19 protein-coding genes are annotated in these 22,157 nt (G+C 41.8%); 8 read left to right on the forward strand and 11 right to left on the reverse strand.

All coding sequences use genetic code 11. The features are described from left to right. The first annotated feature begins 98 nt into the window (after positions 1–98). Together aspS and LG369_RS00340 are read left to right on the forward strand one after the other, a co-directional pair. A complete protein-coding gene (aspS, locus tag LG369_RS00335; RefSeq protein ID WP_225749926.1) occupies positions 99–1,862 on the forward strand; it encodes an aspartate--tRNA ligase in 1,764 nt (587 codons plus the stop codon). Continuing rightward, positions 1,840–2,781, forward strand: coding sequence for a YitT family protein (locus LG369_RS00340; protein WP_049496772.1), 942 nt, complete (start codon positions 1,840–1,842; stop codon positions 2,779–2,781). Before aspS ends, LG369_RS00340 begins: the two co-directional genes overlap by 23 nt. Before the next feature lie 53 nt (positions 2,782–2,834). Here LG369_RS00340 and LG369_RS00345 read toward each other — a convergent pair whose 3' ends face one another. The 5 genes from LG369_RS00345 to LG369_RS00365 form a co-directional block, all read right to left on the reverse strand. Further along, on the reverse strand, positions 2,835–3,821 hold the full coding sequence (locus LG369_RS00345) for a LacI family DNA-binding transcriptional regulator (RefSeq protein WP_225749927.1): 987 nt from the start codon (positions 3,819–3,821) through the stop codon (positions 2,835–2,837). Positions 3,822–3,830: 9 nt separating this feature from the next. Next, on the reverse strand, positions 3,831–4,631 hold the full coding sequence (locus tag LG369_RS00350; RefSeq protein WP_225749928.1) for a DUF1189 domain-containing protein: 801 nt from the start codon (positions 4,629–4,631) through the stop codon (positions 3,831–3,833). A 205-nt stretch (positions 4,632–4,836) separates the two neighbouring features. After that, entirely contained in the window at positions 4,837–5,679 is an 843-nt protein-coding gene (locus LG369_RS00355) for a sugar ABC transporter permease (protein ID WP_074324449.1), read from the reverse strand. Position 5,680: 1 nt separating this feature from the next. Beyond that, the gene (locus LG369_RS00360; RefSeq protein ID WP_318779987.1) at positions 5,681–6,970 is read right to left on the reverse strand and encodes a carbohydrate ABC transporter permease; all 1,290 of its coding nucleotides are present in this window, start codon (positions 6,968–6,970) and stop codon (positions 5,681–5,683) included. A 123-nt stretch (positions 6,971–7,093) separates the two neighbouring features. Further along, positions 7,094–8,362, reverse strand: a complete 1,269-nt coding sequence (locus LG369_RS00365) for an extracellular solute-binding protein (RefSeq protein WP_074324451.1) — start codon at positions 8,360–8,362, stop codon at positions 7,094–7,096. 417 nt (positions 8,363–8,779) lie between these two features. On the opposite strand from LG369_RS00365, the gene malQ reads away from it, so the two are divergent. Both malQ and glgP read left to right on the forward strand, forming a co-directional pair. Continuing rightward, positions 8,780–10,297 (forward strand): 4-alpha-glucanotransferase, encoded by a 1,518-nt coding sequence (malQ, locus tag LG369_RS00370; RefSeq protein WP_225749929.1) that lies wholly within the window; start codon positions 8,780–8,782, stop codon positions 10,295–10,297. Between the two features lie 23 nt (positions 10,298–10,320). Further along, entirely contained in the window at positions 10,321–12,579 is a 2,259-nt protein-coding gene (gene glgP / locus LG369_RS00375; protein WP_074324453.1) for a glycogen/starch/alpha-glucan family phosphorylase, read from the forward strand. Positions 12,580–12,649: 70 nt separating this feature from the next. Here glgP and LG369_RS00380 read toward each other — a convergent pair whose 3' ends face one another. Together LG369_RS00380 and tyrS are read right to left on the reverse strand one after the other, a co-directional pair. Beyond that, the gene (locus LG369_RS00380) at positions 12,650–13,498 is read right to left on the reverse strand and encodes a putative RNA methyltransferase (protein WP_225749930.1); all 849 of its coding nucleotides are present in this window, start codon (positions 13,496–13,498) and stop codon (positions 12,650–12,652) included. A 53-nt stretch (positions 13,499–13,551) separates the two neighbouring features. After that, complete coding sequence (tyrS, locus tag LG369_RS00385; protein ID WP_225749931.1) at positions 13,552–14,808, reverse strand: tyrosine--tRNA ligase; 1,257 nt, start codon at positions 14,806–14,808, stop codon at positions 13,552–13,554. Positions 14,809–14,991: 183 nt separating this feature from the next. Here tyrS and mutL point away from each other — a divergent pair, with 183 nt between their 5' ends. The 4 genes from mutL (at position 14,992) to LG369_RS00405 (ending at position 18,788) form a co-directional block, all read left to right on the forward strand. Continuing rightward, positions 14,992–16,941 carry a DNA mismatch repair endonuclease MutL gene (gene mutL, locus LG369_RS00390; RefSeq protein WP_225749932.1) on the forward strand — a complete coding sequence of 650 codons (1,950 nt, stop codon included), beginning with the start codon at positions 14,992–14,994 and terminating at the stop codon, positions 16,939–16,941. A 119-nt stretch (positions 16,942–17,060) separates the two neighbouring features. Continuing rightward, on the forward strand, positions 17,061–17,654 hold the full coding sequence (gene ruvA / locus LG369_RS00395; RefSeq protein WP_074324457.1) for a Holliday junction branch migration protein RuvA: 594 nt from the start codon (positions 17,061–17,063) through the stop codon (positions 17,652–17,654). Next, positions 17,654–18,223, forward strand: a complete 570-nt coding sequence (locus LG369_RS00400) for a hypothetical protein (protein WP_070678362.1) — start codon at positions 17,654–17,656, stop codon at positions 18,221–18,223. Before ruvA ends, LG369_RS00400 begins: the two co-directional genes overlap by 1 nt. 1 nt (position 18,224) lies before the next feature. Next, the gene (locus LG369_RS00405) at positions 18,225–18,788 is read left to right on the forward strand and encodes a DNA-3-methyladenine glycosylase I (RefSeq protein ID WP_070678365.1); all 564 of its coding nucleotides are present in this window, start codon (positions 18,225–18,227) and stop codon (positions 18,786–18,788) included. A 54-nt stretch (positions 18,789–18,842) separates the two neighbouring features. On the opposite strand, the gene LG369_RS00410 is transcribed toward LG369_RS00405, so the two are convergent. The 4 genes from LG369_RS00410 to LG369_RS00425 form a co-directional block, all read right to left on the reverse strand. After that, positions 18,843–19,880, reverse strand: a complete 1,038-nt coding sequence (locus LG369_RS00410; RefSeq protein WP_070678368.1) for a S66 peptidase family protein — start codon at positions 19,878–19,880, stop codon at positions 18,843–18,845. Positions 19,881–20,028: 148 nt separating this feature from the next. Beyond that, positions 20,029–20,292 (reverse strand): SemiSWEET family transporter, encoded by a 264-nt coding sequence (locus tag LG369_RS00415; protein WP_049496815.1) that lies wholly within the window; start codon positions 20,290–20,292, stop codon positions 20,029–20,031. Positions 20,293–20,490: 198 nt separating this feature from the next. Then, on the reverse strand, positions 20,491–21,165 hold the full coding sequence (locus tag LG369_RS00420) for a DUF1129 domain-containing protein (RefSeq protein WP_070678371.1): 675 nt from the start codon (positions 21,163–21,165) through the stop codon (positions 20,491–20,493). 11 nt (positions 21,166–21,176) lie between these two features. Beyond that, positions 21,177–22,121 (reverse strand): magnesium transporter CorA family protein, encoded by a 945-nt coding sequence (locus LG369_RS00425; RefSeq protein ID WP_004250490.1) that lies wholly within the window; start codon positions 22,119–22,121, stop codon positions 21,177–21,179. Positions 22,122–22,157: the final 36 nt, after the last annotated feature.

Raw genomic sequence — 22,157 nt, forward strand, 5'->3', positions numbered from 1 at the left:
TCATTTATGAGAGGATTCTCTCAACTTTTCTGATGATTTTCATGAAGAGCCTGCGCTTTTATGGTAAAATAGTAACAGAATAAAAGAGGAGAGAAAACATGAAACGTAGTATGTATGCTGGTCGTGTTCGTGAGGAGCACATCGGACAAGAAATTACCTTGAAAGGATGGGTTGCCCGTCGTCGTGACTTGGGTGGATTGATCTTTATCGACCTTCGTGACCGTGAAGGGATTATGCAGTTAGTTATCAATCCTGAGAAAGTTTCTGCAGAGGTGATGGCAACAGCTGAAAGCCTTCGTAGTGAATACGTCATCGAGGTGACTGGACAAGTTGCAGCACGTGAGCAGGCAAATGATAAATTGGCAACTGGAGCGGTTGAACTGAATGTAACAGCTCTTACTGTGCTTAATACAGCCAAAACAACACCATTTGAAATCAAGGATGGCATTGAGGCTAACGATGATACGCGTCTACGTTACCGTTACCTTGACCTTCGTCGTCCGGAAATGTTGGAAAATCTTAAACTTCGTGCCAAGGTGACACATTCGATCCGCAACTACTTGGATGAATTGGAATTTATCGATGTGGAAACGCCATTCCTTTCTAAGTCAACACCAGAAGGAGCGCGTGACTATTTGGTGCCATCTCGTGTCAATAAAGGGCATTTTTACGCACTTCCTCAAAGTCCGCAGATTACAAAACAGTTGTTGATGAATGCGGGATTTGACCGTTACTACCAAATCGTCAAATGTTTCCGCGATGAAGACTTGCGTGGTGACCGTCAGCCTGAATTTACCCAGGTCGACTTGGAAACTTCATTCCTGACTGAGCAAGAAATCCAAGACATCACAGAAGGCTTGATTGCGCGCGTGATGAAGGAAACAAAAGGGATTGAAGTAACGCTGCCATTCCCTCGTATGAAGTACGATGATGCCATGGCGCTTTATGGATCTGACAAGCCTGATACTCGTTTTGAGATGTTGCTTCAAGACTTGACAGATCTTGTCAAGGGTGTAGATTTCAAAGTCTTCTCAGAAGCACCTGCCGTTAAAGCCATTGTGGTCAAAGGTGCAGCAGACAACTACTCACGTAAAGACATCGACAAGATGACAGAAGTAGCCAAACAGTACGGTGCTAAAGGCCTTGCTTGGGTCAAGGTTGTTGACGGTGAATTAAACGGACCAGTTGCTAAATTCTTGACTAGCATTCAAGGCGATTTAACAAGTGCGCTTGGTCTTGAAGATAAAGACTTGCTTCTCTTTGTGGCTGATACGCTTGAAGTAGCAAATGCAACACTTGGGTCCCTTCGTGGACGTATTGCCAAAGAGCTTGGCTTGATTGATAACGACAAATTTAACTTCCTCTGGGTAGTTGACTGGCCAATGTTTGAATGGTCTGAAGAAGAAGGTCGTTATATGAGCGCCCACCATCCATTTACTCTTCCTCAAGCAGATACTGCGCATGAGCTTGAAGGAGATTTGGCTAAGGTTCGTGCTATTGCCTACGATATCGTCTTGAACGGTTATGAGCTTGGCGGTGGTAGCCTTCGTATCAACCAAAAAGAACTCCAAGAACGCATGTTCAAGGCCCTTGGATTCTCAGAAGAAGAAGCCAATGACCAGTTTGGTTTCCTATTGGAAGCTATGGACTATGGATTCCCACCACACGGTGGATTGGCTATCGGACTTGACCGCTTTGTAATGCTCTTAGCAGGCGAAGAAAATATCCGTGAAGTGATTGCCTTTCCTAAGAACAACAAAGCAACTGACCCAATGACCCAAGCACCATCAACAGTAGCTCTTAAACAATTAGAGGAACTCAATCTACAAGTAGAACAAGATGAAACAAACGAAACTAACTAAAAAGTGGTACCATTATCTGCGCCGCTTTGCTTATCGGGTGAAGATTTTACGTGTTTTGCAAAGTATCTCCCGAGAAAAATACGATGAAAAAATTTCAGCTTCTCTAGTATATGGTTTTCTATCAGCAGTAGCTGTCAATTTTTTCTTCCAACCAGGACATGTTTATTCAAGTGGAGCAACAGGTTTGGCTCAGATCATTTCTGCGCTTAGTAATCACTTGTTTGGCTTTTATTTCCCAATTTCAGTAGCATTTTACGCTATCAATATCCCGCTGATGATTTTAGCCTGGTACCAAATTGGACATAAGTTCACGATTTTCACCTTTATCACGGTATCCATGAGCTCGCTCTTTATCCAGTTTGTGCCAGTGGTGGTCTTGACAGAGGATCCAATCATCAATGCCCTTTTTGGGGGAGTCGTCATGGGACTGGGAATTGGCTTTGCTTTACGCCATAACATCTCCAGTGGTGGAACAGATATTGTCAGTCTGACTATTCGTAAGAAGACGGGGCGTAACGTCGGAAGTATCTCCTTCCTAGTGAACGGGACAATCATGCTGATTGCTGGCTTGACCTTTGGTTGGAAATATGCCCTTTATTCCATGATTACGATTTTTGTCTCAAGCCGTGTAACAGATGCAGTTTTCACCAAACAGAAACGCATGCAGGCCATGATCGTCACTAGCAATCCTGACGCAGTGATTGAGAAAATCCATCATAAATTGCACCGTGGTGCGACCATGATTCACGATGCGGAAGGGACCTATAATCACGAGCGTAAGGCAGTTTTGATAACGGTTATCACTCGTGCAGAGTTTAATGATTTTAAACTCATCATGAAACAAGTTGATCCGACAGCCTTTGTATCTGTCTCAGAAAATGTTCATATTTTAGGGCGATTTGTCGAAGTTGAAAACTAGTCGTTCAGGTAAATAGGATACAAAAAAACCAACTCAAAATAGAGAGTTGGTTTTTATTTTTCAACGATTTCGTGTGCAATCACCTGACGATAGCAGATTTGACGATTCTCTTTGACATCATTAATGATTTGAAGAATGGTTTCAAATGAAGTTCGGCCAAGAGCAAGACTATTGATATCAACATAGGCAGCCAGATTTAATCTTGGATTTACTGAGTCAAAGCTGAGGACCGGAACATCAAGTTGGTGTTCGTTGAGGTAGCTACATACACCTTCAGCTAGGAGACTATCTGTTGTGATAATAGCATCGGTCTGAGGGTCATATTTAAAGAGTTGTTTACTAAAGTTATAGCCCTTTTCTTCTAGAAACTCGTCTGCAAAGAAGGTACGGTGACTATCAAGAGGCAGATTGTGTTCTTGAAGAGCTTGCTCGTAACCTGTCAGACGGTCCTGGGTAACGAAGAGCTTCTTGGTACCGCCGATAAAGGCAATTCGTGAACACCCTTTTTTAATGAAATATTCTGTCGCATCAAATCCGGCTTGGATGTTATCATTATCAACAAGCGGAATGAAAGGAGAAAGTGATTTTCCAAGAATGAGGAAGGGAAATTGCTCATCGACAACTAGTTGCACCAAGGGATCATTTTCTTGAGCATACAAGAAGATAAGCCCATCCACACGTTTTCCGTAAACCATTTGTGAAATGGCGTTTAAACGCTCTTTCTCATCTTTACCAGTCGCAATCTGAATAGCATAGTGATTTTCCGAGGCAACCTGTGCAATCCCTCTAAGAACAGAAGGGAAGAAAGGGTTTTGGTAGAAAACATCTGAATCATCTGGAAGGACTAAGCCAATAACTTGCGTATAACTGCTAACGAGACTTCGAGCATTTAGATTAGGATGATAATTGAGTTCTTTCATTGCTTTTCGAACTCGTTTTTTTGTTTCGTCGCTAATCGTTGATTTGTTTTGAATAACACGGGTTACGGTTGAAGGTGAAACTCCTGCAGCCTTGGCCACGTCTTTAATCGTAACAGGCATAATAATCTCCTACTTTTGGTAGTCTGGATCACGATAATGAGTCTTATAAAAGATAGTGACCAGGTATAGAACAAATAAAATGTTTTGAACAGTGATCAAAGTTGCCATATTTTGACCCAAGAGACCTAGAATCAAGGTAATTAAAGTTGGCAATCCTAAACAGTTCAAAATAAAATGATAGCACTCTTTATAGGTCTTAAATGAGAAGAGACGAGATTTTTTCGTGAAGTAGAGCAAAAGGCTAGCACCTAAAGCTACAATGAAAAAATTAAGTCCAAAGAGGAAACTAGCACCTAAAACCAGGAAGAGGCTGATATAGACGCGGTTCTGTTGATACCAGTCTTTAGAAATGGCCTGAGTCAAGCTTTCCTTGCTTTGGAAGCTATCCGTTGTGATAGCATGATAGCGAATGCTGGTTAGTTCTTTTCCTTGCTTACTGATGACGAGTTGCTCAGGTTCAAAGCTAAGAAGTAATTCCTCTGGGAAGTTTGAGCTAGAAGGGACTCCAATTTGAACAGAAGCTTGATGAGGAGTCGAACCAGTATAGCTTAGTTTACCATCTACAATTTGAGCATTGGTAGTCAAATCCTGAACGACTTCGTCCGTCAATGGAGCATAGACATCATCGATGAACGTCTCTAAAGGATAGGTTTCCTGAGAACTGTTCTGGATAGCAATAGGCACCATGGACAAGCTAATCAAGAAAATACTGGTAAAAATCAGTTGAAACCAGTTTAGACCAAAACGATGAGATAGGGGCTTACGAAATCCCCAAATACTATTAAAATAAGAAAATGGATATGGTAACATAAATCTCTTTCTATAGGCATTTTTCTATATGAGTATTATATAGAGAAATGTTTTTAATTTCAAGTGGGGATAGTAGAATCCTTGGTAAAAGTGAATGTTTGTTATAATTCGTCCACTAACTAACAAGGTAATCTCAGCAAGTTCTTGTTTCTCATCAGACAATCGATGTACAAGGTCTAAAATGAAAAAGGGTGGCGGGGGTATATTACCCCTTGTCGCCACCGCTTGTAAGTCCTGAAACGAAGTTCTTTTGCAAGAAGAAGAAAAGTGTACAGATTGGAAGAGCGATGAGGATTGCACCTGCTGAGAAGTAGGCGATCTTCAAGTTCTTCGCATTGCTAACGAAGGTCTGGAGACCAACGGCAACTGTAAAGTATTCTTTTTCACGAAGCAAGAAACTAGAGAGGATATAGTCTCCGAAAGGTCCCATGAAGGCCCAGAGTGCTTGTACAGCAACCATTGGGCGAACAAGAGGGAGAACGATTTGCCAGAAGCGGCGGAAGTGTCCTGCACCATCAAGTTTTGCAGACTCATCAAGAGACATTGGCACGGTGTCAAAGTAACCTTTCATGAGCCAAGCGTTCATCGGGATACCTCCACCAACGTAGAGGAAGATGAGGAACCAGCTATGGTTAAGGGCATTCAACATGAGGGCCATAACGAAGAAGGCAGTCAAAGCGGCCATTGTTGGCACCATTTGGATAATCAAGAAGAAGACCAAACTTTGTTTACGAGCCAAGAAGTTGTAACGGCTATAGGCATAACCAGCAAGTACGATAATACTTGTCTGAACAACCATAGTGATCAAAGCGATGATCAAAGTGTTGAGGTACCATGTGCCGTACAAGGTTTCTGTAAAGAGCCCTTTGAAGTTATCAAGACTGAAATTGACATTGCTGTCGAGTTTGAAGGCCACAACGTTACCGGCCTTAAAGGCTGACATAATCGTGATTAAAAGAGGATAGATAATAACGATTGAAAGTCCAATTAAGTAAAGATAAGTAAGGGTTTGAGACAGTCTACGTTTGATTTTGATTGAGTTATTCATCTTAGACGTCCTCCATATCAAATGCGTGTAGTTTCTTGAATGCAATCATAGAAATAGAGATGACAATGATTGAAATAATCAAGGTAACGGCAGCTGCCATAGAGTATTGAGGAGCTGTACCAGTTGTCAAACGGTAGATCCATGAGATCAAGATATCGGTTGAACCAGCTCCACCACCGACACTACCAGGACCACCGCCATTGAAGAGGTACATGATAGAGAAGTTGTTGAAGTTGAAGGTGTATTGGCTGATCAAAGTAGGTGCCGCAACAGCCAAAATCATTGGGAAAGTGATGTTGCGGAATTTTTGCCAAGCGTTTGCACCGTCGATATAAGCTGCTTCATACAAGTCATTTGGAATAGACTGTAGGATACCGAGAGTCAAGACGTAGATATAAGGGAAACCAAGCCATCCTTGCATCATAATCAAGGCAACCTTAGTCCAAGTAGGGTCTGTTTTCCAAGGAATGAGTGCCCCGTCGAGGAATGGAAGAACCTTAGCAAAGAGAGGGATAACTTGGGTATTGATAGCACCAACACTATCGTTGAACATGTTTGAGAATGTCAAGATAGTGATGAAGGCTGGAACCGCCCAAGGTAGAAGGAAGATAACACCAAAGATACGTTTACCCTTGATGAATGGTTGGTTAGCAATAATAGCTGTAAAGATACCGAGTACGATTTGCAAAGTAGATGCAGATAAAGCCCAGATAATAGTCCAAGAAAGAACAGAACCGAAGGCTGAACGGAAGGTACTCAAGCTCCAGATATTTGTGAAGTTAGTTAATCCAACCCAATCCAATAATTTATTTGGTGGTAAGTGTTGGAAATCGTAGTTAGTAAAGGCAATCATCAAGGTTACAATAACCGGGAAGATGATGGCAAATGTCATGGCAACGTAAGATGGAATGATAAGCAAGTAAGGGAATCCATTTTCATAGATACCTTTAATCATATCCTTCAGTGTCAACGGGACAGGGATGCCATTATTGATACGTTTTGCAATAGTGTGAGCGTCTTTAATATTGAGAATATAAAAGGCTAGATAAACAATTACAAAAATAGAGTGGAATGCACCACGAATCAACATGAAGAGAGAGTTGTCACGGCCAGGTTTTTCACCGAGCGTGATTAAGTTGCTCAATTCAGGTGCTGCAAGTACTATAAAATAGAGGACAAAAGCCACTGTTACAGCAAGGAAGATAAAACCTTTAGCTTTTTGTTTGTTGTAGATTTGTCCCAACCCAGGAATCAATGAAAGCAAGGCTGCTTTTTTTGGTTGTTGTTCCATGAGTGCTCCTTTCATAAGATACGAGCATTGAGCTCGATGCTAATCAGCAAAATTGCTGAAAACATTGTCAATATATCTAAAAATCAAGGGAGATGTTTAAATTATCTCCCTTGAATCAATCAATTAGTTACCAAATTTTTGTTGGATTGTTTCTTTGATCAATGTTACAGCATCATTAGCAGCTGTTTTAGCATCTTTCTTACCGCTTACAGCGTCAAAGAGCATTGTTTTAGCTGGGTCCCAAACTGTTGACATTTGAGAGATGTTTGGCATTGGTTGAGCGTTTTGGAACTGTTTGATAACAGCTGTAGTCAACTCATCGTTTTTACCTTCAGCGTAAGCACGAGCTTCAGTGTTAGCTGGGATTTCGTTAGTAGCATCGTAGAATGCTTTTTGTTGGTCAGTTGAAACAAGGAAGTCTACAAATTTTTGAGCGCCTTCAAGGTTCTTAGTGCTTGATGGGATGATCCAAGCTTTACCACCACCAAAGGCTGCGTAGTTTTTGCCGTTTGGAAGAGTTGGGATAGTTGCAACACCGTAGTTTACTTTAGCATCTTTGAATGCTTGAGCTTTCCAAGGACCATCGATGATAGCAGCTGCTTTACCTTCTTGGAATTGAGTTTGGATCAAGTTTCCAGCACCTTCAGTATCTTGCATACCTTTAGGCCATTTTTCGTACCAAGTTTTAGCGTATTCGATACCTGCGATAGCACCATCGTTAGCAAGACCGATATCTTTAGGATCTTTACCGTTTTGTCCGAATACGTAAGCTCCGTTACCAGCAAGAAGTCCGTATGCGTAGTAGAAGTTAGTCCAGTCAGCTAGGAAAGCAGTTGTTTTACCTTCTTCACCAGAAAAGGCATATTTGCTATCTTTAGCAAGTCCTTCTAATTCAGCAAATGTTTTTGGAGCTTCTTTGATCAAGTCTTTGTTGTAGTATAGAACAAGTGACTCGATAACAGCTGGAGCACCGTAAACTTTACCACCAACAGTTACAAGAGATTTAGTAGTGTCATCAGTTTTAGCACCGTCGCTCAAAGTTACTTCTGAAAGTTGTCCGTCAGTACCAAGGCTACCTACACGGTCGTATGGAGCCATCATAACGTCAGCGGCTTGACCTGATTGGTTGTCAAGTGAAAGTTTGTCAAGTCCACCAAGTTGGTCACCAGATTTGATGTTAACTTTTGTTCCTGATTCTTTTTCATAAGCAGCAGCAACTTTCTCAGCGTAAGCTTTATATTGGTCTTCAACGTAGAAAGTAATTTCTTGGCTTCCTGATGCAGAAGAATCAGCGGCTTTATCAGCAGTTTTGCTTCCGCAAGCTACCAAAAGCAAGCTAGCAAGAGTAGCAGTACCAAGTACAGCAGCGCTCTTCATGAATTTAGTTGACATAGTGTATTCCTCCTAAAGAATAACAAATTTTAATTTCGAGGAAACGCAAACGTTTTCCCTTATGACCATAGTATAGCACAAACAGAAAACGGTTGCAAGCATTTTTTTGAAAAAATTTTAAAAAGCTTGTGACTGGCTAATTCCTAAAATTGTTTGTATAATAGAAGAGAAATAGGAAATCGTGTAAATTTCAATTCAAAAATAATCGAAGGGAAACGATTGCATAAATAGAAGACGAAACAAAGGGAGGGGGAAAATGAAAATATAGGGAATTTCCGATTTCGGAAATAAAAAGTAGTGAAAAAGTTTTTTTTACAAACGCTTGCATTTATTTTAGAAATGGGGTATACTTGACTTAGCGCAAACGTTTGCGCAAAAATTGAAATAATTAACAATATAAACACTTGAGGTGCTAATATGAAAAAACGTCAAAGCGGTGTGTTGATGCACATCTCATCACTTCCAGGAGCATACGGAATCGGATCATTTGGTCAAAGCGCCTATGATTTCGTTGACTTCTTGGTTCGTACAAAGCAACGTTACTGGCAAATCCTTCCTTTGGGAACAACTAGCTATGGAGATTCTCCATACCAATCATTCTCAGCCTTTGCTGGAAACACTCATTTTATCGACCTTGATATTTTGGTGGAGCAAGGTTTGTTGGAAGCAAGTGATCTTGAAGGTGTGGACTTTGGTAGCAACCCAATTGAAGTTGACTACGCTAAAATCTACTATGCACGTCGTCCACTTCTAGAGAAAGCTGTCAAACGTTTCCTTGAAGTCGGAGCTGTCAAAGACTTCGAAAAATTTGCTCAAGAAAATCAATCATGGCTTGAACTATTTGCAGAGTATATGGCTATCAAGGAGCATTTTGATAATCTTGCTTGGACAGAATGGCCAGATGCAGATGCTCGTGCTCGTAAAGCTTCAACTCTTGAAAGATACCGTGAGAAATTAGCTGACAAGCTTGTTTACCACCGCGTAACCCAATACCTTTTCTTCCAACAATGGTTGAAATTGAAAGCATACGCTAACGAAAATCACATCGAGATTGTCGGAGATATGCCTATCTATGTAGCGGAAGATTCAAGCGATATGTGGGCAAATCCACATCTCTTCAAGACAGATGTCAACGGTAAGGCGACTTGCATCGCAGGATGCCCACCAGATGAATTCTCTGCTACTGGTCAGCTCTGGGGTAACCCAATCTATGACTGGGAAGCTATGGACAAAGATGGTTACAAATGGTGGATTGAACGCTTGCGTGAAAGCTTCAAAATCTACGATATCGTTCGTATCGACCACTTCCGTGGATTTGAGTCTTACTGGGAAATTCCTGCTGGTTCTGAAACAGCAGCACCTGGTAAATGGGTGAAAGGACCTGACTACAAACTCTTTGCAGCGGTGAAAGAGGAACTTGGTGACTTGAACATCATCGCAGAAGACCTTGGATTCATGACTGACGAAGTTATTGAACTACGTGAACGCACTGGCTTCCCAGGAATGAAAGTCCTTCAATTTGCCTTCAACCCAGAGCACGAAAGTATCGACAGTCCACACTTGGCACCAGCCAACTCAGTTATGTACACAGGAACACACGATAACAACACTGTTCTTGGTTGGTATCGCAATGAAATCGACGATCCAACTCGTGAGTACATGGCACGTTACACAAACCGCAAGGAATATGAAACAGTAGTACATGCTATGCTTCGTACAGCCTTCTCATCAGTAAGCTTTATGACTATCGCTACTATGCAAGATTTGCTAGAGTTGGATGGTTCAGCTCGTATGAACTTCCCATCTACTCTTGGTGGAAACTGGTCATGGCGTATGACAGAGGATCAATTGACTCCTGCTGTCGAAGAAACTTTGCTTGACTTGACTACAATTTATCGCCGAATCAATGAAAATTTGGTAGAATTAAAGAAATAAGACATTATCAGGAGACACAAAAAATGTTACCATTAAAAGAATTTGTACAAAATCGTTACAATAAATCTATCGCAGAATGTAGCAACGAAGAGCTTTACCTTGCTCTTCTTAACTACAGCAAACTTGCAAGCAGCCAAAAACCAGTCAACACTGGTAAGAAAAAAGTTTACTATATCTCAGCTGAGTTCTTGATTGGTAAACTCTTGTCTAACAACTTGATTAACCTTGGTCTTTATGACGAAGTTAAAAAAGAACTTGCTGACGCAGGTAAAGAGTTGATCGAAATCGAAGAAGTAGAATTGGAGCCATCACTTGGTAATGGTGGTTTGGGACGTTTGGCAGCCTGCTTTATCGACTCAATCGCTACACTTGGTTTGAACGGTGACGGTGTTGGTTTGAACTACCACTTTGGTCTTTTCCAACAAGTTCTTAAAAACAATCAACAAGAAACAATTCCTAACGCTTGGTTGACTGACCAAAACTGGTTGGTTCGCTCAAGTCGTAGCTACCAAGTACCATTTGCACACTTCACATTGACATCTACTCTTTACGATATCGATGTACCTGGTTACAAAACAGCTACTAAAAACCGCTTGCGTTTGTTTGACTTGGATTCAGTTGATTCATCTATCATTGAAGATGGCATTAACTTTGATAAGACAGACATCGCTCGCAACTTGACTCTTTTCCTTTACCCAGACGATAGCGACAAACAAGGTGAATTGCTCCGTATCTTCCAACAATACTTCATGGTTTCAAACGGTGCTCAATTGATCATCGATGAAGCAATCGAAAAAGGAAGCAACTTGCATGACCTTGCTGACTACGCAGTTGTACAAATCAACGATACTCACCCATCAATGGTGATTCCTGAATTGATCCGTCTTTTGACTGAACGTGGTATCGAACTTGATGAAGCAATCTCTATCGTTCGTAGCATGACTGCTTACACAAACCACACAATCCTTGCTGAAGCCCTTGAAAAATGGCCTCTTGAATTCTTGGAAGAAGTGGTTCCTCACTTGGTACCAATCATCAAAGAATTGGACCGTCGTGTTCGTGCTGAATACAAAGATCCAGCTGTTCAAATCATTGATGAAAACGATCGTGTACACATGGCTCACATGGATATCCACTATGGATACAGCGTAAACGGGGTTGCCGCTCTTCACACTGAAATCTTGAAGAACTCTGAGTTGAAAGCTTTCTACGATCTTTACCCAGAAAAATTCAACAACAAAACAAACGGTATTACTTTCCGTCGTTGGCTCATGCATGCTAACCCAAGCTTGTCTCACTACTTGGATGAGATTCTTGGACGCGAATGGCACCACGAAGCTTCTAAATTGGAAGACCTTCTTTCATACGAAGACAAGGCTGCTGTCAAAGAAAAATTGGAAAGCATCAAAGCTCACAACAAACGTAAATTGGCTCGTCACTTGAAAGAGCACCAAGGTGTGGAAATCAATACAAACTCTATCTTTGATATCCAAATCAAACGTCTTCACGAGTACAAACGTCAACAAATGAACGCTTTGTATGTCATCCACAAATATTTGGACATCAAGGCTGGTAACATCCCTGCTCGTCCAATCACAGTATTCTTTGGTGGTAAAGCAGCTCCTGCCTACACAATCGCTCAAGATATCATCCACTTGATCCTTTGCTTGTCAGAAGTAATTGCAAACGACCCAGTAGTAGCTCCACACTTGCAAGTTGTCATGGTTGAAAACTACAACGTGACTGCAGCAAGCTTCTTGATCCCAGCATGTGACATCTCAGAACAAATCTCACTTGCTTCTAAAGAGGCTTCAGGTACTGGTAACATGAAATTCATGTTGAACGGAGCTTTGACTCTTGGTACTATGGACGGAGCTAACGTTGAAATCGCTGAATTGGTTGGAGATGAAAACATCTACATCTTCGGTGAAGATTCAGAAACTGTTATCGACCTTTATGCGAAATCAGCCTACAAATCAAGCGAATTTTACGCTCGTAAAGCGATCAAACCATTGGTTGACTTCATCGTAAGCGATGCTGTTCTTGCAGTCGGTAAGAAAGAGCGCTTGGAACGTCTTTACAACGAATTGATCAACAAAGACTGGTTCATGACTCTTCTTGACTTGGAAGACTACATCAAAGTTAAAGAGCAAATGCTTTCTGACTACGAAGACCGTGATGCATGGTTGGATAAAGTCATCGTCAACATTGCGAAAGCAGGATTCTTCTCATCTGACCGTACAATCGCTCAGTATAATGAAGATATCTGGCACTTGAACTAAGATTCTTTGTAACAGATTATAAAACAAAAACGCATCTTAAATAGATGCGTTTTTTTGTATTTAGACTAGTTTATAGTGTTTTCCCAACCAGAATCTCTGCTTCGATAGTAATTTCTGTCAGTTGATTCCAGTCAATCTTACTCTGATCGACGTGGAAGAGGAGGGGTGTCATGCTGAGCAGGGCTTGGCGTTGCTCTGCTGTGATAGACTTGGTCAAGGAAGCAATCTGACTAGACTGGATGTTAAAATGCTCTTGGAAATGTTCTTTGATATCTTGGTTAGAATAATCCTTCTTTGTCAGTTGGTCCTGTACCATTTGACGGACTTCCTTGAGGTGGTTTTCGGTAGGAATGACCTTGATCAAGATGCCGTCCTTTGATAAAACGCGTCGGAATTCTCCGTAGTTGGCAGGTGAGAAGATATCAAGTAGGATATCCATGCTGGCGTCTTTTATAGGAAGGTGAGCTAGGTCGCCAACAAACCAGTTGACTGCCCAGTTGGGTTCGCTTTTAGCGGCGATTTGGACCGAGTCTTTCGAGATATCAAAAGCATAGAAGGTTTTGTTGGAGTGGGTTTCTTGGAGTTTACGAGAGTAAAAACCTTCGCCGCAGCCGATATCCAAGACTGTTTTTGCGGATGGTTTAGTCGCTAGTAAGTCTGAGATGCCTTTTAAGATAGCCTGATAAAAGCCAGCTTCTAGGATTTGCTGGCGGTTTTGAAAGTTTTCCTTGTCGTAGTTGGCGGATTGCTTGATTTGAGGAGCTAGGTTGACATAGCCAAATTTTGCCAGGTCAAAAGAATGGCAATTGTTACACTTGAGACTGCTCTCGACCAAGGTTAGGTTTTCTTGGCAGATAGGGCAGGCAAAGGCACTAGCAGATGCAAAACGCTGGAGTTTTGGTTTGAGGTTTGTATTCATAGTTTTAGTCTAGCAAAAAAAGAACTGGATGGCAAATGCATCCAGTTTGTTTTTTAGTATGTTAGAACGAAGTATTTTTTCTTACCACGGCGGATTACAGTAAGTTCATTTTCTAATTTATCTGTATCACTCAAGACATAGTCAAGGTCTTGGATGCGTTCGCCGTTAACGTAGATAGCTCCGTTTTGAACATCTTCACGGGCTTGGCGTTTTGAGTTAACCACACCAGATGACACGAGGAGTTCTATGATATTGTGGTTTTCGTCTGCTTGTACTTGGTAGTTTGGCACACCACGAAGTCCTTGTTTGAGTTCTTTGACAGAAAGGTTTTTGATATTTCCGGCAAAGAGTTGTTCAGTGATGTTAAGGGCTTCTTTGTAAGCTTCTTCTCCGTGGACAAGTGTTACGACTTCACGAGCGAGGACTTTTTGAGCCAAGCGTTCGTGTGGTGCTGCTTCGAATTGTTTACGGATCTCTTCAATCTCATCAAGTGACAAGAAAGTAAAGATTTTCAAGAAGCGAACAGCGTCAGCGTCCATGACATTCATCCAGAATTGGTACATTTCGTATGGAGAAGTCTTTTCAGGGTTGAGCCAAACTGCGTTCCCTTCAGATTTACCAAATTTCTTACCAGTTGCGTCTGTGATGAGTGGAACAGTGATAACGTGACCAGTCTTGTCAGCCTTACGACGAAGCAATTCGGTACCAGCTGTCATATTTCCCCACTGGTCAGAACCACCAATTTGAAGAGTGACATTGTGCTCTTGGTTAAGGACAAAGAAGTCATAACCTTGCATGATTTGGTAGGCAAACTCAGTGTAAGAAATCCCTGTTTCAATCCGTTTCTTCACAGACTCCTTGCTCATCATGTAGTTGACAGTGAAGTATTTTCCGATATCACGGAGGAAATCAATGAAGCTGATGCTGCCAAACCAGTCGTAGTTGTTGACCATGACAGCTTTGTTTTCACCATTTTCAAAATCAAGAAAGCGAGAAAGTTGTCCTTGGATAGACTTGACCCAGCCATCTACTGTGTCTTTTGTTTGGAGACTACGCTCAGCATCTTTGAAGGACGGATCTCCGATGAGACCTGTAGCACCGCCAACGAGCGCATAAGGTTTGTGACCTGCTAGCTGCAAACGACGACTTGTCAAGATTGCGACAAGGTGGCCTAGGTGAAGGCTGTCAGCAGTTGGATCGTAGCCAGTATAATAAGAAACTTGACCTTCTTCTAGGGCTTTACGCAAAGCTTCTTCATCAGTCGTTTGAAAAATCAAACCACGCTCTTTTAGCTCATCAAAAATGTGCATGTGTCTTTTCTCCTTTATAAAATATTGTTTCTACCTATTGTACCACAAACTTAGTAAATAACCTAGTAAAATCGGGAAGAAAGTTGCTGCTTGGACTTTTTTGGAAACGAGTGAAATATGGTATAATAGCACTAGCTTATTTTCAGAGAAATAGATAAAAATAGTTGAGAAAGGGGCTGGAAAATGTCTCATATTATTGAATTACCAGAAGTATTGGCCAACCAGATTGCAGCAGGAGAAGTTATCGAACGCCCTGCTAGTGTGGTTAAGGAGCTAGTTGAAAATGCCATCGATGCTGGCTCTAGCCAGATTATCGTTGAGATTGAAGAAGCTGGGCTTAAGAAAATCCAAATCACAGATAATGGACATGGAATTGCTCACGACGAGGTAGAGTTGGCCCTTCGCCGTCATGCGACCAGTAAGATTAAAAATCAAGCGGATCTTTTTCGGATTCGGACCCTCGGCTTTCGTGGTGAAGCCCTGCCCTCTATCGCATCTGTTAGTGTTTTGACTTTGTTGACAGCGGTGGACGGTGCCAGTCACGGGACCAAGCTAGTGGCTCGTGGGGGAGAAGTTGAGGAAATCATTCCTGCGACCAGTCCTGTGGGGACTAAGGTTTGTGTGGAAGACCTCTTTTTCAATACACCAGCTCGTCTCAAGTATATGAAGAGCCAGCAGGCAGAGTTGTCTCATATCATTGATATTGTCAACCGTCTGGGGCTAGCCCATCCTGAGATTTCCTTTAGTTTGATTAGTGATGGCAAGGAAATGACACGAACAGCTGGTACGGGTCAACTGCGTCAAGCCATTGCTGGGATTTATGGTTTAGCCAGTGCTAAAAAAATGGTTGAGATTGAGAATGCTGACCTGGATTTTGAAATTTCTGGTTTTGTCTCATTGCCGGAATTAACACGGGCTAATCGAAACTATATCAGCCTTTTTATCAATGGCCGTTATATCAAAAACTTCCTGCTCAATCGTGCCATTTTAGATGGATACGGTAGCAAGCTCATGGTGGGGCGTTTTCCGCTGGCTGTCATTCACATCCATATCGATCCTTATCTAGCAGATGTCAATGTGCACCCGACCAAGCAAGAGGTGCGGATTTCCAAGGAAAGAGAACTAATGGCGCTGGTTTCAGAAGCTATTGCAAAGAGTCTCAAGGAACAGACCTTGATTCCAGATGCCTTGGAAAATCTAGCCAAATCTGCGGTTAGAAATCGTGAAAAGGTGGAGCAAACGACTTTGCCACTGAGAGAAAATACGCTCTATTATGAAAAAAATGAACCGACAAGACCGACACAAGCTGAGGTGGCAGACCATCAGGTGAACCTGACTGAAGAGAAACAGGATTTGAATCTGTTTGCTAAGGAAACCTTGGACCAGATGACCAAGCCAGCTAAACTGCATTTTGCAGAGAGAAAGCCTGCTAGCTATGACCAACTGGACCATCCAGAGTTAGATCTAGCTAGTTTGGATAAGGCTTATGATAAGCTGGAGCGAGAAGAATCTTCAAGCTTCCCAGAGTTGGAGTTTTTCGGACAAATGCACGGGACCTACCTCTTTGCCCAAGGTCGAGATGGACTTTACATCATAGACCAGCATGCGGCTCAGGAGCGGGTTAAGTACGAGGAGTACCGTGAGAGCATTGGCAATGTTGACCAGAGCCAGCAGCAACTCCTAGTGCCCTTTATCTTTGAATTTCCTGCGGATGATGCTCTTCGTCTCAAGGAAAGAAAGCCTCTTTTAGAGGAAGTAGGCGTCTTTCTAGCAGAGTACGGGGAGAATCAATTTATCTTGCGCGAACATCCCATTTGGATGGCAGAGGAGGAAATCGAGTCTGGAATCTATGAGATGTGCGACATGCTCCTCTTGACCAAGGAAGTTTCAATCAAGAAATACCGAGCAGAGCTAGCCATTATGATGTCCTGCAAGCGGTCCATCAAGGCTAACCATCGTATTGATGACCACTCGGCTAGACAACTCCTCTATCAGCTCTCTCAATGTGACAACCCCTATAACTGTCCACACGGACGTCCTGTTTTGGTACACTTTACCAAGTCGGACATGGAAAAGATGTTCCGTCGCATTCAGGAAAATCATACCAGCCTCCGAGAGCTAGGAAAATACTAATACTCTTCGAAAATCTCTCTAAACTGCATCAGCCTTACCTTGCCTAACTCAAGTTATGCCTACGGTTAGCTTCCTAGTTTAGATTTGATTTTCATTGAGTATAAATTGAAGGGAAAATTATGTACGAATATCTAAAGGGTATTATTACCAAAATTACTGCTAAATACATCGTTCTAGAAGCTAACGGTATCGGCTACATTCTGCATGTAGCTAACCCTTATGCCTACTCAGGACAAGTCAACCAAGAAGCACAAATCTATGTGCATCAAGTTGTACGTGAAGATGCTCATCTACTTTACGGTTTTCGTTCAGAAAACGAAAAAAAGCTCTTTCTCAGCTTGATTTCGGTGTCGGGCATTGGCCCTGTTTCTGCTCTTGCTATTATCGCGGCTGATGACAATGCAGGCCTCGTTCAAGCTATTGAGACTAAGAACATCACCTACTTGACCAAGTTCCCTAAAATAGGTAAGAAAACAGCCCAACAGATGGTATTGGATCTAGAAGGTAAGGTGGTTGTGGCAGGGGACGACCTCCCTGCTAAGGCTGCAGCTCCATCTAGCAGTGACAACCAAGAACTGGAAGAAGCTATGGAAGCCATGCTGGCCTTGGGCTACAAGGCAACAGAGCTCAAGAAAATCAAGAAATTCTTTGAAGGAACTTCTGATACAGCTGAAAACTACATCAAGTCTGCCCTTAAGATGTTGGTGAAATAATGGGGATTGCTCGAATCACTCTAGTTGAAGCAAAGAACAGTAGCAACCATGTCAAGATAAAGTTTAAAAATGGGAAGATTGATAAACTATGGCTACACTGTACCGTTTTTCCATTGTTTTGTAAAAATTGTCAACAGAGCCAAACAGGATTATTCTTGCATAGTGGCTCTCGCTATGGTCAAGTTGGCTCACTTCCTTGTGAATTTTGTGGTGCAGGTATTGCCATAGTAGATCATGACAATATAGTGGAAAGTATAAAAGTGAATGATGAATCTTGTTCTTTCGAGAAACTCTACCTGTTAGGTACAGACTATATTGAATGGTTTGAAGAATGGTATGGGATAACAATGGCTCCAGAAAGCTTATTTGAAGGTTGGACTGATTGGATGTCTGTAGACCAGCTTCGAGAACAGATTGAAACATTAACTGGTATAGAAACAGATGATCAAGCAAGATATCAAACAGATGAAAAATTTAACCCTCTACCACCAGATATTAATCGTTGGATTAATCTATTGGATAAGTCTACTGTTCCCTTGCCTGACTACGTTTCAAAGATAGGAGAATAAGATGCCAAAACGCTGTGGCTGGGTTAAAATGAACAACCCTCTCTATGTAGCCTACCACGATGAGGAATGGGGCCAGCCCCTTCATGATGACCAGGCTCTTTTTGAGTTGCTCTGCATGGAGACCTATCAGGCTGGACTATCTTGGGAAACGGTGCTCAATAAACGTCAAGCCTTCCGAGAAGCGTTTCACGGATATCAAATTCAAGCAGTCGCAGAGATGACTGACTCTGAATTGGAAGCTTTAATGGACAATGTAGCGATCATCCGAAATCGAGCTAAGATTTTTGCGACACGTGCCAACGCCCAGGCCTTTCTACAAGTTCAGGCAGAATTCGGAACTTTTGATGCTTATCTTTGGTCTTTTGTGGATGGACAAACCATCGTCAATGATGTGCCTGACTACAGCCAGGCGCCTGCCAAAACAGCTCTATCTGAAAAATTATCCAAAGATCTCAAAAAACGAAGCTTTAAGTTCACAGGCCCAGTCGCCGTCTTGTCATTTTTACAAGCTGCAGGTCTGGTTGATGACCACGAGAATGATTGTGAATGGAAAAGCGGTAAGTAGTGAGTACAGATAGCGAAAGTATTTGAGAATATAGAAAAAGCTGAGAAATTCATCTCAGCTTTCTTTGTTATAGTCAAAGCAAATGACTTGCTCCGTTGCATCTACATACGCGTGGACTCCAAAGGGAACAATTGCTCTTGGTGTGGCATGGCCAACGTTTAGATTATAGACAATCGGGATAGTGCTATCAATGGTGTCCATTAAAGTCTTCTTATAGTCGTCATAGAAGGTTTCATCCATAGGTTTTCCGACCAAGAGTCCACTGATGACTTCAAATATCCCAGTTTCTTTTAAAGCCTGCAACATTTTTTTGAAATCATCAGGTTCAGGTTTTTCTTCGCTTGTTTCTAGCAGTAGGATCTTTCCTTCCCAGTCGGATAAATCAGTGAAAAGTTTGTATCTTTGGCAGAGGTCTGTGCTATCTGCGTGTAGAGAGTTGTCAAAAATATCATAGAGAGATTCGAGGCAACCACCGAGGATTTCCCCTTCGAATTGGGCATTGCCTTGTAACAAGTCAAAACCTGTATTTGCATGACTGACACGAGGTGTTCCCAAGGCTTTGGGACTAAAATCAGTCCGTTCCTCGTACCAAACGTTACTAGGGCGAATTTCTGAGATTTTTCCAGTCTCAATCAATTCTTTAAAGTAGTGAAGGCTATAGTCCAGCATTTCCTTGTCTAATTCACAAATGTCTGCTAAAAAGGATTGCCCATAAAAAGTCTTGATTCCTAGTTTATGCAACATGAGATGGTTCATGGTCGTATCCGAGAAGCCAAGAAAAATCTTTTGCTTGATAACCTTTTGTAGTTGGTCATTTTCAAAAAGATGGGGCAATAAACGATAGGTATCGTTTCCACCGATGGCGCATAGGATCATGTCGATGCTATCATCAGAAAAGGCCTGAATTAAATCCTCCGCACGAGCTTCGGGATGTTCTTTGATAAAGTCTAAGCCTTTTAGTGAATGAGGTAAAAAGATAGGATTGAGTCCGAGGCCCTTGAGACGTTGGACTCCCAAGTCCACTTCGTGTTTGACAAAGTCTTCTCCGATAATGCCACTAGACAAACTAACAATACCAATAGTAGAAACCATATCTCATCCTCCTAGAAATAAATTGATGCTATTGTATCACAAAAGATGAGGGGAAACAACAAGAATTAGAGTCAGAAGAAGACTTTTAGATCAAGAAAGTAGTAAAAAAGCAACCAATCGTGTGGTTGCTTTTATAGTAGTTAATTTCTTATAGAGCAGTAAGGAAGGTCAGTCCGCCAAGGACAACCCCGGCTGAGTTTGGAATGATTAGAATCCAATCTTTCTTAGGCTCTTTTGTCCATCCGTAAATGACCCAGATTAAGCAAGAAACAGCTGCTGATAAAGGTTGGAATGGTTGAGCTTTATTTCCTTGTAAATTGGCAAAAATTTGGGGGATGTAGGCTATAAATACAATAATTCCGATAAAGGCACCAATTGAACCGACAATTTGATTAATTCTCTGTTTTGTCATATATATTTCTCCTTATTACTTTATTAGTATAACAGAAAAACAACTTGGAATCAAGGATAAAACCTCGGGATTCCAAGGGAAGACTTTACATTAGAATGTTATTAGAAAATGTGTCTACTTCTTTTGAGAATCGAAAAATGATTTGGAGACAGAATAAAAGTAGTGTGTCTACAAAACACACTACTTTTTTTGTTTATCTTAATATCTAGCAGGTCCAGCACTTGCGCTCTTGATGTTGAAACGTTTTTTGAGGTAGAAACGTAGGGCAAGGAGAGCTCCTCCAATGACCAACAAAACAAGAGGTGGTAAGCTAATGTTGATGGCTTGTGGAAGGAAGTTACTCAAGAAGAGGATGAAGACCCAAGCAAACATAGTCGCTAACATAACCAAAAGTGATTTCCAGAATGGAGGACGTTGGCTACGGTCAGTATCTGGTCCGTAGTAGCGGTAGATGAAGTGATAGAGAAGGTAGAAGGCAACTCCACCGAAGGCTCCTACACTGATAAGTGTTACCAATCCGTAAGCCACTGGTTGGTTTGAGAAGAAGCTCATCAAGGCACTAACTACTGCAAATAGTCCTGTAATGAAAAGGGCTGAATCCAACATCATCAATTTTGGATCGTCATTTTCCTTTGGATGTTCTTTTTCGTATTGTTCTTTTTCGCTAAAGCTGTGAGCCCAGTGAGTTGGTGCTCCGTAGATAGAGCGAGCGGTCACACCTTTTGGTTGTTCTTTAAGGATATGAGGAATCACTTCTTCAAGGATAGCCTTGATTTCGGCATCGGTTTTGCCGTCCTTGAGAAATTGCTGGGTTGCAATATGGATAAATTCCTGGTTTTTCTTGGTTAATTCTTTTAAATCAATCTGTGACATAATAACTCCTGTTAGAACCATTTTTTATGGATGAGGTAAAGAGTGAGGGAAACACTCATAGCAAAGGCGATAAAGACGATGAGCCAGAAAGCGTGCGGTTCTCCGTTTAAAGGAATTTCATTATCCTTAAAGTTCATTCCGTAGGCTGAGAAAATCATGGTCGGGATAGACATAACGATGGTCACGAGGGCCAAGGTTTTCATGATATTGTTCTGGTTGTTTGAAATGATAGAGGCAAAGGTCTCTGTCATAGAGTGAAGGACGTTTCCATAGATATCCGCCATCTCGATGGCCTGTTGCGTTTCAATCAAGGTGTCTTCAAGTAAGTCTTCGTCTTCAAGGTATTTCTTAATATTGCTAGTTGCACTGGTCAATTTTTTAATCACGCGCTCGTTTGTCTTAAGAGAGGCCTTGAAGTAGACGATGGTCTTTTCCAACTCCATGAGTTCAATCAATTCTTCGTTTCGAGTAGATTTGTGAAGTTGGGTTTCGATTTGCTCACTCTTGCGTTCGATTGAACGAAGGGCTGTCAGATAAATTTCAGCGTTGCGGTAGAGGATTTGGAAGATAAAGCGTGAACGCATGAAGGTATAGAAATTTCGAAGTCTCCGATTGATAAAGACATCTAGAAGTGGGAGAGGTTCCAAGCAAGTAGTAATAATAGCCTCCTCTGTGATGATAATCCCCAAGGGAATGGTCACATAGTAGGTGCGGTTATTTCTCTCCTCGGTAATGGGAACGTCTACGATGATCAGAGTGTATTCATCTTCAATGGTAATACGAGACATTTCTTCCGCATCGAGTGGTGCACGGAGGTCAGCGATATCAATATCAAAAGCAGAAGCGATTTCCATCGATTCGCTCTGGGTAGGATTGACGAGATTGATCCAAGTGCCCGGTTGGAGCGTATCGATCTCTTTAAATTCAGTTGTTGTTGAGAGAAAGACTTGTTTCATATCTCCTATCCTTTCCTAATCTAATCCGTGTTTCAG

This window comes from Streptococcus sp. Marseille-Q4154 (assembly GCF_916700545.1).
Taxonomy (GTDB): Bacteria; Bacillota; Bacilli; order Lactobacillales; family Streptococcaceae; genus Streptococcus; species Streptococcus infantis_I.